A 17,384-nucleotide genomic window follows, 5' to 3' on the forward strand; every position below is an offset into this window, starting at 1 on the left:
TTCACTCTCCTTTTTGTCCTCTCAAAAAATCTATAATAGCCATTGCAATTTTTTTAGATAAAATTGGTGGAACGGCATTGCCTATCTGTTTAAATGCAGCTGTTCGTGAATGTTCAAAATAAAAATCATCTGGAAACCCTTGTATTCTAGCTGCTTCTCTTACTGTAATTGAACGATTCTGTCTTAAATCTGGATGAATATAGTAATGTCCATCTTTCGCAATATGAGCAACAACTGTATGACTAACAGAGCCATAATCCAAAGCTTTATATCTATCTAAAAAAGATGTTGTATTAGAATGCGTTTGTAGTTCTTCAGGTATATCGATATATCTTAAATTCTTACCTTTTTTCTTAGCTTTTAGTACCAATTTATATATTTTCAAATCATTTTCATTATGAGGTCTCGCAGTATGTTGTGTTAAAATACCATCTTTTTTACGAATATATTTTTCAACGAACTGACTCGAAACATCACAACGATACTTATGAGAACTTCCTCCAGACTTTATACTTGGCAAGTCCTCAAACAATTCTTTTATAGTTGGGGCAACCTCAACATATTCAGCCAAACAGTCAAAAAATGAGTTATCGAACACTAAATCTTTTCGATGTCCGACAAGTATTAAACGTTCTCTTTTTTGTACTATACCATAATTACTTGCATCTACTATTTGATAATCTACCTCATATCCGCACTTATCAAATTCGCAAATTATTTTTGGCAAGAGTAATTCTCCTGATAAATCCTTAAAAGAAAGCAACCCTTTAACATTTTCAAAAACAAAGAACTTTGGTTTATATTTATCCAGAAAATCTAAATAATGTTTATATAGATAAATTCTTTTATCAGTAGATTTTTTCGACTTGTTATTGGCCCTACCGATTGTAGAATATGCCTGACATGGTGGTCCGCCAATAATACCATCTAACTTATTATTGCCTAATCTTTGGTCAATAAATTCAAAAATCGAAGGTATAGTATCTTTACTGATTTCCTTATTCAATATATCTTTAGTTAGATCTCTTGGTATAATCGAGTACAAATCATCTCTCGAGATTTTACCTTGAATATATTCAAAATATGGAGATAGGTTATTTTCTTTTTTTAAATAGTAATATATATTTCTTAATTCTAAAGAAGAGCAAGCATCTTTGTCCATTTCTATATGACAAATAAAATTATAATAGTCTTTATACCTAAATCCTTCGGTTAATCCACCTGCTCCCGAAAACACATCTACTATATTGAGCATAACCACACCTCCTTTCAAGTTGTTTTATCACTATACTTCTTTATCTGGTTTATAAATGCTCTCAATCTCTTTATACCTAGTTATATAATCTTTATTGTATTGCTTTGCCTGCTGCAGTAAATCTGAATACGATTTAATATAGAGTTTGCCTGTGTCTTCCAAAGACGAATAAAAATCTGTCGTCTCATCGTCCATCACAAAACTATCTGAAATCAAAAATGTTTTAACACCGTTTGCAATACTCTCTTTATGATTTTTCAGCAAAAATCTTTCGTATTCCCTTGCTTGTCTAATTTCTTTTAACGAAATTTTTATTCTTGGTCTCTTTAATTCAATTATTATCAATTCGCCATTTACTAAATTGCAAAGAAAATCTAGTCTTCTATTTTTTTCTTCAAGTTCTGTATCTGGAAAATTTTCTTTTAATATCTTCTTGAAGGTAACTTCTCGTTCAAATGTTGTAATCCTTGGATCCAATATCCATGGAAATTTTTCTAAGAAAGGTTGAATAACTTTTGTTTCACTTGCATCATTTCTTACATACTTTTCGAACTGTTCAATTGCCTTAATACGTCCGATTGATATTTTAGCCAACTCTTTAGATTCTATATATTCCCAATCTGTAGTAATTTTTTCCACTTTATCAACCGTTAAATCTTCATCATCTAACTCGGCAATATAATTTTGAAAACTTTCAAATTTATATAATGTTTTCATGCTATCTAAAATTCGTTTCAACGAGTCAATATTATCAGTTTCTATCGAGTTAGCAATTAAAGTATCTTTAACTTTATTTATACTAGATATCTCGAGTTTTGACATTCCTTCAAAAAAATCTTCAGGAAGTTGCAACTGTTCTTCTTTCTTATCTTTTCTCTTTTTTCTCCAAGAATTTGAAACTTTAGATACTAATTTATTAAGATATTGTTTTAATTTAGCTGTATCTTCATCCGCTTCCCATAAAATGTTTTTTCTATCTGTGGATATAAAATCAGCTTCATTTGAATCATCAATAAAATCTATATTAAAATATCCAGTAACATATCCATTAAACGTATCATTCGCTCTGTCATCAAAAAAATCATTCTCAGCAGCAAGTTTATTTCTTACATAAATGTAAAAACCTGCTTCCGATTTGTTCAATGGTGTTTTTTTTGTAAAAATTTTACCTGAAACATTATGAGATTTCAACCATTCAAACCATTCCGTTTGACTTAACTCGCTTTCAAAATCATCCGGGAAATTCCAGTCAAATTCTTTATCTAATTTCTCAAAATATATGGATTTAGTTATTTCAATGCGTCTATCCGATGTTAAATCAACTAACTCCACTTTAAAATCAGAATCATAGAACGAAAATCTTTTTGATAAATTATATGCCAGAGTGTCTATATCCATAATATTTTTTTGAGTTATCTCTTTAATAATTACTTGTGTTTGAGGTAGCTCATCTGTTTTTTCATTTTCATATAATGCCTTTGGCTTATATTCATCCTTGATTTCAGCCTTAAGTTCATCGTAGTTCATACTAAAGGCGTTTTTTATTCCTTCTTTTATCGAATGAACTTCAATTGTGTTTGCTATTCCAAATACTGCTAATTTCCCAAGTCCCTTTTTACCGGTTACTTTTCTGCCTTTAATTTTAGATAATCCAGTTCCCTCGGCTTTTCTTCTATTTCTACCAATTTTCAAGAAATTTTCATTCAATTCCTCGTGATTCATTCCAATTCCATCATCTGTAACTGTAACAATTTTATTATTGTAATCTATTTCTATTACAACATTTTCAGCATCTGCATCATATGAGTTAGAAATAAGTTCAGCAATTACTGGGGGAAATTTGCTATACAACTTAATACCTAGATGATCAATTGTATTCTTATCAAATTTTATTTTAAATCCACTATTTTCCATAACATTACATCTGATAAAACTATCAGACCCTCCTAGCATTCCTATTTCCATCTACAATCTATCGATATAATTGTTGTAGGCATACCTATAATTTGTATATCAAACTTCAAACTTGATTCAACCTTAGTCGAAGCATTATGAATTCTGAAACTAAATTGCCAACCACCATCAAGGTATAGTTCCAATGTATTCTTACTGTCTGGTTTATATTCCAAGCTAACAATCCTTGTTGGAAGTGTTGATATTGGCAATTCAACGCTTCTTTTACGCTTTTTACCCTGTCTATTCAACGTTCCTCTCAAATTGTAGCTTTGAATTTGAGTTATCTTTTTATTATCAATCCCAATTACTTTATAAAAATCAAATTCTCCAAGCAAATACTCAACCATCAATCTAGGAATATCTTTACCAAACAAGCAATTTTGTCTCTCCAGTTCCCCTTTAAATGCATTTAATAAAGGAACATATACATCGTCTTCTTTGTTAGGTAATTCACTCCACTTAGAACCCTTTTGTTTTTCAGAATCAAGATATTCAAATATTGGTTTAATATCTTTCCAATATTGCTCAGAACAATCTATTCCATACCACTTTTTTCCAAAATCTAAATTTTTAGATAATCTACTATGTTTTACAGCAAAATGGTTGTGTTTTACGCTAAGACCAATTTCCCACTCAATACCTCGTCTAATAATCAGTACATCTCTTACATCGCCTTCTTTACCTTTATCATCTGATTGAATTTTCAATTCCAACTCATCTAATCCATCATCTAAAATCAACGGTTCAAGTTCAAATATAGTATTTACTCCAGCTAATGCACTAATCTTGTATATAGCTTTTTCAGAATCGGTTAAAGTATTCCATGCACGTTCTGCAGCATAAAAACTACTGTTTTTTTCTATCTTTGCCGGACGAACTTTTGATATTTCTTCAAACAATGTAGTTAAATAAGAAAACTCATATGCCCTTCCTTGATTATTACTTTTTTCACTCATAGATTACCTCCGCCTAATTATCTGTGCCTGTTTTTAAGAGACTCAAATTTGAACTAGAATTACGCAAAGCTTCTAAAATTGACTCAGCCATAACATACGCTAAGTTCACAGGAACAGCATTACCGATCATTTTATATGCATCGTTCAAATTCGTATAATAGAATTTAAAATTATCTGGGAATCCTTGTATTCTTGCACACTCTCTCACGGTTAATCTTCTATATAGTGTTTCCTTACCAGGTTCAAATATATTTTTATTTTTTCCTACTTTAGGCATAACTGGTGCTTGCGGATGTAGTTGACACTGTCTACCAGATGCCTGGACCGTAAATGCCTGTTCATCCCATTGTCTAACTCTATTTCTACTCATAAATATTGGCGAATAGGCACCAATAAAGTATTCATGATTCAAAACTTTACAGTTATCACCATTTGTCTTATTTTTTTCTAATGCTGGAATTGCCGAATCTTTTAAATCAAATATCGCATCTTTAAAAGTCAACTTTGACTCGTATGGTTTAGGTGGTTCAAATTTGATATTTAAATCCTTTCTAAATCCAACATAGAAAACTCTTTTTCTATCCTGAGGAACACCATAATCACTAGCATTTAACAAATGAATGAAAACATCGTAACCAGCTTCCTCAAATTGAGAAACAATATTTTCAACAGCACTATTATGCCTTTTCGCCATCATGCCCTTAACATTTTCTGCTAAGAAGAACTTCGGCTTTTTATCTTTCAAAATGCGTATGTACTGATAAAATAATTGTCCTCTAGGATCATCAATCCCCTTTAATGACCCTGCCTCACTCCAAGACTGGCATGGCGGACCTCCGATAATACCATCACATTCAGGAAATATCTCTGAAGGAATACCACAAATATCTCCCTTAATAAGTTTTGTATCATGATTTTTTTCATATGTTTCCCAAATTGTTTTATCGTATTCATTAGCAGCTACAACATTAAACCCTGCTTTTTCAAAGCCTAAGTCTAATCCTCCCGCTCCTGAAAACAAGCTAATTAAATTCATTTTATATTTCCTCCGAAGAATCATTAACACATTCTACAATCTCTGAAATATCACATTCCAATACATTACAGATTCTTAGTAACACGTCAGTTGTGACATTATCACCATTTTTAATTTTATAGAATGTACTTTTACTCACTTTTGCTTTTTTCATAAGTTCAGTATTTTTCATATCTTTATCTATCAATTTTTTAAACAATTTTTTATAGCTGAATTTTGACATGACTAACCTCCAGTCATTTTCTTGTTAAAATCATATCGCTTCTATTATACCACAAAACTAGTACTTATAGTACACTTTTATTCCCTTTTCTCGAACTGGTTTTGCAAAAAAAATAATCGGTGCAGCCCAAGACCACACCGACATCTCTTATCTTTCAGTTTCCTTTGAAGATTCTTTCTTCTCCATAGGTTTTGCTTTTTCTTCAGCCTTATATTTCTTTATTACTCCAAGTACTGATTCTTTCTTTTCTTCTTGCTTCTTCATCTGTTCCTTTGCTTTTAAAAGCTTAGACGATAGTATTCTAACATTAGTATGTTCCTTTCCATTATCGTCAATGGATGTTCTTACCTGACCAAAAATCTTTACAAAGTCACCTTGCTTAAAATTCTTTGGTATATCTCCCTTATCTCCATAAGCCGAACAATTTGTATAAGTCTTATTTCCCTCATCATCTTTTGACACAACCGAAAAATTAACTACTTTAAAGGCTTCTCCATTTTTATTTTCTCTTTCAATTGTTTCAATCTCACCTACGACATTCCCAACAATGTTCACCAGATTATTATCTTCTTTTTCGATTGCTGCACTTTCTTTAATCTGTCCATTTTCTCTAAGTTCATCAATCAAATAATCAAACTCATCATTAAGTAGGCTCATACTGTCATTATCCATATACTCCTGGTATAACTTGTCCAAGGCATCTTTATCATTGATTCCTTTTTCAAAACTAATTAGTGCCTTTGCAAAATCTTCGTGATTTTCGTTTGCCATTTGTTCTAGTGTATTTCTCATTTCTTTGTAGTTCATAATATACCTCCATTTTTCTACTAAAAATGAAAAGGAGCTTGTAAGCCCCTTAACGTTCATCGTGTTCTTTTGATTTATTTTCTCGTGTTTCTGCTTGTTTTTCTTGTGACTGATATGACTTAATTTGCCCTAAAATAGATGGTTTTTCAGATACCTTTTCTTTGCTTTCTGCCCTTGTGTGAATATTATCCTCTACATCATAAGTAGTTTCAAAGTAATCACTGTCTCTAAAGTCATTATCGTATCTATCTGACACACCATCATTGTCCAAATCTTCTGCAAGCGGATCATAGATATTACCATCGTCATCTCTTTCAAGACCTAATGCTTTTTTAAGGTCATTATCATCAATAGATACAAACTCTCCAAAGTCTCCATATTCCATTTCTTGTTTTAGAAATTCCAAAGCCTTTTCTTCACTTCCAAGGTCTTTGAGATAATCAATCTTTGTGATTGATTCTCCATTGATATATTGAGTAGCTGTAAAATCTTCTAAGCTAATTTCATATTGGATTTCATGCTTTTCATCTGGTGTAGTAGTATATGCAATTCCAATATGAGCAAGGTCAGGAAATAGATTATTAAAGTTTTCGTAGTCATAACTATCATCTTCATATTCCCTTTTACAAAAATCTACAATAGCCCTCTTTACATCTTCAAGTAATGGATTAGGATTTTCTTTTTCTTCCACTTCTCCCATATCAAGTAGCTTGTTTAATTCTGCAAGTCTTAATACTTTTGTCTTTAGCTCATCTGCTTTTTCAAAAGGCTTTGTTAATTCTTCTTTTGCATTTTCCAGTTGTTCCTTTGTGCTAATGAGTTTTTCTTCAAGACGATTTAACCTTTCTGGCATTTTATCAATAGCATTATCTAGTCTTGTAATATTACCATCTGCACTTGTACCAAGTTCTCCTGAATGGTTTGTAGCACCTCTTAAAGTAAAATTATGTTCATTGGTGAAGAAATTATAGCTTACCTCTAAGTCCATATTTCGGTACTGTCCTATAACCTTACTTTCATTAATTTTTACACCTTTAATCGCTTCTAAGAGCTTTTCTCCAGCTATCTTTTTATCTCGAATTATCTCGCCATTAATCGTGATAGAGGTGAATTTATTTTCACCACTTCCTTGTGTCTCAACATTTTCTATATCCTTTTTCACTGCTTCAATTAGATTTTCAGTCCTTGCTATTTCTTCAGGATATGTCTTTGCAACCTTATCCTCTAATCTATATCGATTCGACTTATAGTTTGCTTCAAGCATTTTAAGTTTCGTAACTTCATTATCCAAATCCATCTTTTCTTTTATCTTTGGATCACCAGTAGCAAGTGCCTTAATCTCAGCATAGTTCAAACTACTTTCATCTACATCTTCTGCAACACGAACAGGAGTCTTTGAAGTCATAATCTGTGAAATAAATTTCTGCTTATTCTCTATCGTCTGCCACAAGTAGCTGTCAAATGTATTCTCTGTAACATAACGATAGATACTAACTTCCTTGTTTTCATTGCCTTGGCGAACAATTCTACCACTTCTCTGGTCAAGGTCAGCAGGTCTCCATGGTACGTCTAAATCATGCATTGCAATTAGTTTATTTTGCACATTTGTACCAGCACCCATTTTCTGAGTAGAACCCATTAAAATACGAATTTCACCTTTTCTTACCTTTGCAAAGAGTTCATCTTTTTGCTTATCGGTATTGGCTTCATGAATAAAGGCAATTTCTTCCTTTGGTATTCCTAAATCCACAAGTTTATCTCTAATATCATCATAGATATTAAAGCTGCCATCACCCTTTGGTGTAGACATATCTGAAAATAGAAGTTGTGTTGATTTTTCTTCTTTTGTCTTATCCCAAATAGAAAATACATTTTTAACACATACATTAACCTTTGAGTTTTCATCATCTGGAAGTAAAGGATTGATTAAACGCTGATCTAAGGCAAGTTTCTTACCATCATTAGTAATCTTAAGCATATTATCTTCTTCAGGCTCTACGGACTTATTACGCACCTTATCAGCCCTTTCAGACAAGCTCTTTAGTATTTCTTTTTGTTCTTCACTTGGCTCAGTCTTAATGACCTTAAAATGAGCTTCTGGAACAGGAAGATTGAGCATATCTGCAGTTTGAATATCCGCTACTTCCTTAAACATACTCATAAGCTCAGGTAGGTTATAAAACTTAGAGAAACGAGTCTTCACTCTGTAGCCTGTTCCCTCTGGAGATAACTCGAAAGCAGATTGTGTTTCTCCAAAGGTTGATGCCCATGAATCAAAATGCTCTAATCCATTCTTTTTTAAAGTGTCGTACTGTAAATATCTTTGCATAGTATAAAGCTCTGTCATTGAATTCGATACTGGAGTACCTGTAGCAAATACAATTCCTTTGCCACCAGTCATTTCATCCATGTATCGACATTTCATAAACATATCCGATGATTTAAAAGCTTCAGATTGCCCAATACCTGCAACATTTCTCATTTTTGTATAAAGATATAGGTTCTTATAATTATGAGCTTCATCAACAATCAGCTTATCTACGCCAAGCTCTTCGAAAGTAATAACATCATCCTTTTTGAAATCATCATTTAACTTTTCAAGTCTTGTTTCTAGTTTTTTTCTGGTCTTTTGAAGCTCTTTTACTGTAAAGTTTTGATTTCTGTCATGCTTGTACTCTTCTACATAATTGATAATCTCATCAATCTGGTCTTGAATGTGCTTTTGTTGATATTCCTTAGACATTGGAATTTTTTCAAACTGACTATGCCCAATAATAACTGCATCATATTCACCTGTTGCAATTTTCCCTATAAATCTCTTTCGATTCTTTGGTTCAAAGTCTTTTTTATCGGCCACCATAATATTAGCTGATGGGTATAGTTGCATAAATTCACGACCAATTTGCCCTGTAAGATGATTTGGCACAACAAATAATGACTTAGTACACATTCCAAGTTTCTTAGCTTCCATTGAGCTTGCCACCATTTCAAAAGTCTTGCCGGCTCCTACCACATGGGCAAGCAAGCTATTACCACCATAAAGTATTCTTGCAATTGCGTTCTTTTGATGTGGGCGAAGCGAAATATCTGTACTCATTCCATCAAAACTTAAATTAGATCCGTCATATTCTCGATTACGAATAGAATTAAATTTTTCATTATAGGCTTTTACAAGTCTATTTCTTCTATCCTGATCGTTAAATATCCAATTCTTAAACTCTTCTTTTATAAGCTCTTGTTTCTGTCCTGCAAGCATAGTTTCTTTTTTATTTAGTACCGAAGTCTTTGAACCATCTGGATTGAGAATTTGGTCAAACACCTTTGTTTCTTTTAGGTTTAAAGCATCTTCAATAAGCTTATAGGCACTTACTCTGTTTGTACCATAAGTCATTTCTGCTAGGTCATTTCCCTTGTCTTTGCTCTTACCCTCAACATTCCATTCACTGGTTAAATATGAAAATTTGACTTTAATATCCCATCTTGCATATCCTGGAGTTTTTAATGTTTCAAATATGAATCTTTCAATATCCTTAGGTGGAATCCATGTTGCACCAAGCCTTACATTGATTTCACTGGCTTCAAGTTCTTTTGGCATTACTCTTTGAAGTTCTGCTTTTTGATATTCCAGTCTGCTTAGTTCGTTTACAAGTGTTTCCCTTTCGTTTTCACTTTCTTCTGGAAGCATTCGTTCTGCTTGTCGCAACCTATTGATATAGCTATCTACAATACCTATTTTTTCTCTAATATTTCCACTTAAGTATTCATCTTTCGTTACATAGGTATACTTAAAGGAGTTAGTTTCATCACTACAAGCAAATGGCAAATCACCATCTTCTAGGTCAAAAGAAAGCTTCTGATTAAAACTAACATTCTCTTCCCTAATATTTAGAAAGATTTCTCCTCTAAGTTCTTCTATAAGAGTATTTCTATCCTTTTCCGTTAGATTTGTCATGTAATCAAAATCTACATAACCTTTTTGTGAAATAGATAGTACCAATGCCTCAAGTGAAGTATCTACATGGTCAATAACTTTCGCTTTTGTGATAGTTCGCTTAGAAAAAATATCGCCTTTTGCCTTAAAGTTTTCTTCTTCATCCAGTATCTCAATAGAAGATACCAAAGGGAAATTACTATCTTCTCTTAAGGCTCTTGTGTTACTTAAATTATTTACAAAACCATGCTTCTTAGAAAAACTATCATAAACTGCGTTTAATTTATCCTGAGATTCTTTGATTTCAGCTTCACTAAAGTCTTCTTTTTGCTTGTATATCACATTCTTTAGTGCGTCATCTAATTCGAGATAATCCTTGATCTTTTCCTTGTTTTTGTCTGATACTTCTTTCTTAATGAAAAGTGAATTTTCCCTGTAATATACCTCATCATCTATGATTGTGTAGGAAAAGTTTTTTACATCATCTGTTGCTGGGATTGATGTTACTTCATCATCTAACAGCTCTATCTCTTCATACTTCGCATCTTTTGATATTCTTTCGCCCGCAGCTTCGATACAATCTTTTAAAGAAGACATATTTATTTCATAAGGTAAAAATGCTATTGGCTCACAAGTAAGAGTTTTTCCAAATCTTCCACTTACCTCTTTCATGTTTCCAAGAACTTGTTCTGGATGGTCTGCAAAATATTTATTATATACAAGACCATTTTCATCTGCTGCTAAATGAACCCAGTCATCGTCACGCTCAAGTACACTATCTCTTTTCTTCAGGAAAATAATATCGCTTGTCACCTCGGTTCCGGCAACACCCTTAAAGGTATCGTTAGGAAGTCTTATTGCACCTAAAAACTCTGCTCTTGAATTTATATATTTACGGATACTTTCGTCTTTCTTGTCCATTGTTCCAGATGATGTGATGAAGGCTATAACACCACCATTTCTCACCTTATCAATGGATTTAGCAAAGAAATAGTCATGAATTAGAAAGTTATTACGATTGTATTCCCTATCATTAACCTTAAATTCACCAAACGGAACATTGCCGATTGCCACATCAAAGAAGTTATTTGAAAAACTGGTCTCTTCAAAGCCTTTCACTTGCACATCACTTTCAGGATAAAGAAGTTTTGCAATTCTACCACTAACAGAATCAAGCTCAACCCCATAAAACTTTGACTTACTCATTTCATCTGGAAGATTACCGATAAAGTTCCCGATACCCATTGAAGGTTCAAGGATGTTTCCTTGTTTAAACCCCATACCTGAAAGTGTCTTATATATTCCGTCAATGACTGCTTTCGGTGTGTAAAAGCTCGTTAGGGTAGATTCTCTTGCAGCTTCATATTCTGATAGTGATAAATTTTCTTTTAAGAAGGCTCTTGCCTCTTTCCACTGTCCTTCCTTACTTTCATCAAATACATCCGCAAGTCCACCCCAGCCTACATATTTTGCTAAAACTTCCTGTGCTGTAATATCAAGCTCTCGTTCTCCACTTTCCACTCTGTTAAGCATTGAAATGGCTTCAAGATTATTATTTAACCTTTCACTTGGAGTAAGTTTATCAGGGAAAATATCTTCTATAATTCTAAAGTTTGATACTTTCTCTTGTTTATTTTCCTCAAGTCTAAAAAGTTTTACTAAATCACTTTCTAATCTATAAGGAATAACTTCTGAACCCGTAATCATTCCCCCAAGATACTCAACATTATCTTTTATTGTAGCAGTCTTAAGACCACCACCCATCTTGTCAAAGCGAGTTATAGTGTAGTCTTTATCTTTATAGTGAACTTCGTCTCCAACAAGTAGTTTAGGTCTATCAAAGCTAATCTTTTCTAATAACTCTTTATCATCTGCAAAACTTACTATAGGCATCATATGATTGCCATTTCTTAGAGGAGCAAGTCTTAAGTCATTCTTTTTTAGAATCTCATTAAAGCTCACTTCATCATCAATTTTATATGCCTCATGATCCATGTAGACAGTTTTTCCAATAGATAAATCTAACGATTTTTCTTTATCTTCTTCTGTATTAAGGTAATCAAAAAGTGTCTCTTGTTTTACTTCAACTTGAGTAGCTTCCACAACATAATCAGCAATCTTATATGCTTCATATTTTCCGCTATCAATCAACGTATCAACCTTTGTGCTTTCCTTAAAATCTACTCCTCGATTAAGTGAATATTCTACTCCATCAACTTCTACTTTTCTTCCAGTATCTTCAAGGCTAATATCTAAGCTATCTTTTTTACTTGCAAGTATAAATTCATTACCGACTTTAACTGCTACTTTCTCATTCTGATTGTTATATGCGTAGTATTTAAGGCTATCAACAAACTCGCTCATCGTTACAAAGTCAATGTTATCCTTAAATTCTTCAATCTGACTTATGCTTACTTCATCATTCATTAGATAACCTTTAAGCACATTAAACTTAGCAAGTTCAATGTCTAACTCTTTCAGATACTTTATCTTTTCTGATGTAACACCGTCCAAGCCTTTGTTCCAATCATCAATCAGCCATTTTAAATGTTCCATCTTCCATACAGGAAGTTTAGGATCAGCAATCTCAGTAATTTCATTTCCATAAAAATCGTACTCCTTTATGGCACTCATAATCTGTTCTAATTGTTCAAAATTAAAATCATCAATCCCAATGTTTGTTCCTTGAAGAGCTTCTTCTAATTTACTAGTGGCAAGTCTGCTAATTGCAACATCTCTTGGGACTTCGTATTCTTCCATAATAGAGGCAACTTCTTCAGCAAAATTAGGGCTTAATTCTTCTTCAAATTTATCTATTACTTGATTGCTAGCTTCTTTAGGAATTACTTGATCTTCAAAACTGAGTTCCCCATTAAAGACCATCTGAAGCTCATGTTCATCCATCTGCTTTTTTAATTCTCTGTCTTTAAGCTCTCTAAAAGTCTTTGGAAAATCTTCCAAAATAAGTCTTTGAGCATTAAGTTCTTCAAGCTCATGAATATTAAAATATCCCCACTCTGGTTCAATTCCTAAAACAAGACCAAATGCATCTCCTGTTTCCCTGTCATATTCCGTCATATACCATGTCCAGTTGCTTCTAAATGGAATGATATATGCTGCATGAACCTGAATATCTGCTAGATTAGTATGCTCTTGGTCATAAAGCTTTGGAACACGCTCAAGCATTTCATCAGTCATTAAATTGTATGGATCTTCTTTAGAATAGAAAAAGGAAGCATTTTCTGCTCCCTCGTTTGTTTTATCAATGCTATTTTCTAATCTTCCACTATTTCTTTGATTGTCATCTCTTTTAAAGCTGAGATCATCGCCTTGTATTCTGGGCTTGTTTCGCTCTCTATTTTCCATGCTTCCATCATCTTCGGCTTTTCCTTCCTCATAAAGTCGATGGCTCTCTTTTGAACTTCCATCAAGTGTTTCACTAGGCTCTTCTCTTTGTAAAGGTCTATTAGCATTTGATAGTGTTTCTCCTCGCTCGTTTCTGTAAGAAAGTCCAGTCTCATCACTGCGTAAATTGGATTCGGAAATTCTTCCATGAATTTCTTCTCTTCCTCCAGATTGTTCAAAGTCTTCTCTTTGATTATCGAAATTATCTCGTCCGTATTTTCCATCCCTGAAAATTCGGTTTCTGTCATTATCATCTCTTTCGTCATTTGATCGAATAGCATTCTCCATACCTCCTAATTCATTATTATTTTCGTTAAGCTTATTATAATCGGCACCTATACTCTTTGTCAGGTCGTAATTGACAGATAAATTTCTTGTTCTAACCATCGTAGCTTCAATAATATTGCTACAAGCATTGGAAATACAGTTACCAACACTCATTAAAGAAATTCTATCTAGGTACTTAAAATTTTCTTGTAAGTTATCCATTGGAATAGGATAATCCAGATTAAATCTATTTGAAATTGCAAAGCTAATAGAATTTCTCATAAAGTTTACAAATGAGTTTCTATCTTCATCAGCAATCCTCAGATTATTCGCAAGCTCATATATGCTTTCATCCGCGTATATTCTGCTAAGGGAATATAGATTCTCTGATAGGTTTTCACTTGAATCATACCCTTGCAGCTCAATCATATCTTTTAATGCAATTTCATGCTTTTCTCTATCAAAAGACCATAGTTCCACTTCATTAACATTTCTATCCATCGATACCGTCTGACTAATATCAAAGATATATCCTACCTTTTGGAAAGCATTACTGTCATTTAGAATAGGTATCCCTTTTTGCCCTCTCATAACAGTTCGATTAAATCTTTCTCTCCACATATCAAAGCTTGCACAAGCAGTTGCATTGGAATTTTTATCATAGATACTAAGTTGACTTAAAAAGTCGTATCTTTGGTTATTTCCAATGACTTTTAAGAGCTTTAGATATTCTCTTTCACTATCTAAAACATCTCTTTTTACAAGCTCAATTATGTTGTAAAAATCATTCGTCCTCATCTTTACCTCCTAGTTCTTCAAAATTTCTCTTAATATTGCTTCTAACACATTTACGACAATGCTATTTCCAGCTTGTTTATATAGTATTGACGATAATTTCCCTTTTCTTCCTGGATAAATAGCTTTTAGCCTATTAAAGTCTTCATCATCAAATCCCATAAGTCTAAAACACTCTCGCTCAGTTAAATATCTATATTTACCATTACTTAAATCAATAATTCCTGAGTTAGGAATACGCACTTGCTTGGTGGAAATGGTGTAGGCAAACTTATCTATCACTTTAAGTCTTCCTCTAAAATTATTATTCTTATGTTTTCCTCTTATATATCGAAGCATTGACTCTTGCCTTACTTCATAAAGATTTGAAGTGTCTTTCTCAAGAAATTCAGATATATCCCTTGCTTGTGTTTTTTCGAGCTTGGCAAAATCAAAAGAATTATTCCCCAAGATGCTTACAACAAAGATACGCTCTCTTTTCTGTGGTATTCCAAACTCCATAGCATTTAGAATTTCATATTTGTTCTCATATCCTAGTCTCTCCATTTCTTTTAAGTAATGAAAAAAGGAAGTTCTCAAATTTCTATCGAGAACTCCCTTTACATTTTCCCAAAGCACAACCTTGGGCTTTATATTCATTTCTTCTATTATTCGTATTGTTTCAAAAAGAAGACTACTTCTTGTACCGCTACCTTTTGTGCCACCTTTCTTTAAGCCACTTCGACTAAAATCTTGACATGGACTACCATGCATTAGTAAATCTATTCTTTCATCTGGCGGATGATAATCTACTATACTCTTAGGCTCAAATTCTTCGCCATAAAGTGCATTATAACTTTTAACACAATTCTTATCTATCTCTACATAATCCACCGTCTTATGAGATATTTTTTGCCTTATTAAAGCTTTTCTAATGGCACCTATACCACCAAACAGTTCTAATACATTTAGCTCATCTATTTTAATCACCTCCAATAAAATAAGGGAACAAGATTAGCTCTCATTCCCCTAAAAATTATTTACGATATATCCCTACTGTTTCTCTTATTTCATTCTCAATACATTTTAAGAAATCATCCTTATTCGCCTTTCCATTAGCAATATTAGATAGTTTCATTTCCCATTCAGCAGTAGTTTCTGCCGATTTAAAAGTATCTGAAACAATAGTCACCAAACTAATTCCTTTATTGGTTGCAATTAGATTCTTTTTATCTCTTTCGATAAAACCTTTGAAAATCAAGTTTTCAATAACACCTGCACGAGTTGCCGGTGTACCAAGTCCTTTTCTTTCTACCTCAATGCCTTTTTCTAAGGCGTCATTACCCGCTACTTCCATAGCCTTTAAAAGTGTATCTTCTGTAAAATGCTTAGGTGGTGATGTATATTTCTCTTTTACTTCTTTATTTCTTATCTCAAATACTTCGCCTACCTTTACACCTGGTAGTAATGTATCTTCAGTTTTCTTAGTTTTATATTCTTTTAAATACTTAGTGAATCCCTCATCAATAATCACTTTGCCACTACTACTAAATTCAAAACCATCAAACTCAGCAACAATTTTTGTAGTATTTTCTACTAAAGGGTATCCAACACTTGCGTGAAGTTTATTTAATATAAGTCTATATACCTTTGCTTCACTTTCTGGAAGAGTTGAAATATCTTCTTTTAATGAGCTGATTGTTGGTATAATCGCATGGTGATCCGTAACTTTTTTAGAATTAAACACTATCTTAATTCTTTCAGTATCAAAGTCATTCTTGCCTAAGATATTATTAATGACGCTTGTAATCATATCTTCAGTCAGGAATCTACTATCAGTTCTTGGATATGTTATAAACTTCTTCTCATAAAGACTTTGAGCATAATCAAGTGTCTGTTTCGCACTATATCCAAAATACTTGTTGCATTCTCTTTGAAGTGTTGTAAGGTCAAAAGTTAACTCAGGCTTTGTTATCTTTTCTTTTTGAAAGACATCAGTAATTTCTATGGAATTACCTACTAAATTGATAAGCTGCTCTGTGGTAGTCTTGTCATCAATTCTGTCTGTAGAAAGTGAAAATTTATCTAAAGAAAGCTCAACTGTATAATATTTTTCTTTCTTGAAATTACTGATTTCATCATCCCTATTTACAATCATTGCAAGTGTAGGTGTTTGTACTCTTCCCACACTATAATTTTGCTTATACAGGCAAGAATAAAGCCTACTAATATTCATCCCGACTAGCCAATCTGCAATCGCTCTTGCCTTGGCGGATTCAAATAAATCATCGTAGTAACTTCCATCTTTTAAGTTATTGAAACCATCTTTAATTGCACTATCTTCCATTGATGAAATCCAAAGTCGTTTCATCTTCTTTTTACAATTTGCTTGATTATAGACAAGTCTAAAAATGCTTTCTCCTTCACGACCAGCATCACAAGCATTTATTACATTCTCTACTTCTTTATCATTCAATAGTTTCTTCAAGACACTAAATTGTTTCTTAGTAGATTTTGAAACCTCATACTTATATTCACTTGGAATAATCGGTAAATCTTCCATATTCCACTTAGCATACTTTTCATCGTAGCTATCAGGATTTGCCATCTGAATCAGATGACCCACGCACCAGGATACCCTATATCCATTTCCCTCGTAGTATCCATCTTTCTTTTTTGTAGCTCCTATTACCTTTGCAATTGATATAGCTACACTTGGTTTTTCTGCAATAACTAAATCCATATTATCTCCAATCTTTCAAATAAAATAAGGC

At 32.8% G+C, this 17,384-nt stretch carries 9 protein-coding genes; all 9 read right to left on the reverse strand.

Annotation, left to right across the window (positions count from 1 at the left end):
- Nucleotide 1: 1 nt before the first annotated feature.
- Complete coding sequence (locus HMPREF2984_RS00280; protein WP_000932323.1) at nucleotides 2-1,255, reverse strand: DNA cytosine methyltransferase; 1,254 nt, start codon at nucleotides 1,253-1,255, stop codon at nucleotides 2-4.
- A gap of 30 nt (nucleotides 1,256-1,285) precedes the next feature.
- Complete coding sequence (locus HMPREF2984_RS00285) at nucleotides 1,286-3,169, reverse strand: ATP-binding protein (protein ID WP_000431720.1); 1,884 nt, start codon at nucleotides 3,167-3,169, stop codon at nucleotides 1,286-1,288.
- 41 nt (nucleotides 3,170-3,210) lie between these two features.
- Complete coding sequence (locus HMPREF2984_RS00290) at nucleotides 3,211-4,167, reverse strand: HaeIII family restriction endonuclease (protein WP_001291624.1); 957 nt, start codon at nucleotides 4,165-4,167, stop codon at nucleotides 3,211-3,213.
- Nucleotides 4,168-4,180: 13 nt separating this feature from the next.
- Nucleotides 4,181-5,203 (reverse strand): DNA cytosine methyltransferase, encoded by a 1,023-nt coding sequence (locus HMPREF2984_RS00295; RefSeq protein WP_070669970.1) that lies wholly within the window; start codon nucleotides 5,201-5,203, stop codon nucleotides 4,181-4,183.
- Nucleotide 5,204: 1 nt separating this feature from the next.
- The gene (locus HMPREF2984_RS00300; RefSeq protein ID WP_000033212.1) at nucleotides 5,205-5,426 is read right to left on the reverse strand and encodes a helix-turn-helix domain-containing protein; all 222 of its coding nucleotides are present in this window, start codon (nucleotides 5,424-5,426) and stop codon (nucleotides 5,205-5,207) included.
- A gap of 147 nt (nucleotides 5,427-5,573) precedes the next feature.
- Nucleotides 5,574-6,233 carry a DNA-binding protein gene (locus HMPREF2984_RS00305; protein ID WP_070669987.1) on the reverse strand — a complete coding sequence of 220 codons (660 nt, stop codon included), beginning with the start codon at nucleotides 6,231-6,233 and terminating at the stop codon, nucleotides 5,574-5,576.
- Nucleotides 6,234-6,282: 49 nt separating this feature from the next.
- Entirely contained in the window at nucleotides 6,283-14,634 is an 8,352-nt protein-coding gene (locus HMPREF2984_RS00310; RefSeq protein ID WP_070669972.1) for a DEAD/DEAH box helicase family protein, read from the reverse strand.
- Between the two features lie 9 nt (nucleotides 14,635-14,643).
- Entirely contained in the window at nucleotides 14,644-15,591 is a 948-nt protein-coding gene (locus tag HMPREF2984_RS00315) for a DNA cytosine methyltransferase (RefSeq protein WP_218969686.1), read from the reverse strand.
- 55 nt (nucleotides 15,592-15,646) lie between these two features.
- Nucleotides 15,647-17,353: a DNA topoisomerase 3 gene (locus HMPREF2984_RS00320; RefSeq protein ID WP_070669976.1), complete on the reverse strand. Its 1,707-nt coding sequence runs from the start codon at nucleotides 17,351-17,353 to the stop codon at nucleotides 15,647-15,649.
- Nucleotides 17,354-17,384 lie beyond the last annotated feature (31 nt).

Origin of the sequence: Streptococcus sp. HMSC066E07 (assembly GCF_001814695.1) — a bacterium.
Lineage (GTDB): Bacteria > Bacillota > Bacilli > Lactobacillales > Streptococcaceae > Streptococcus > Streptococcus hominis.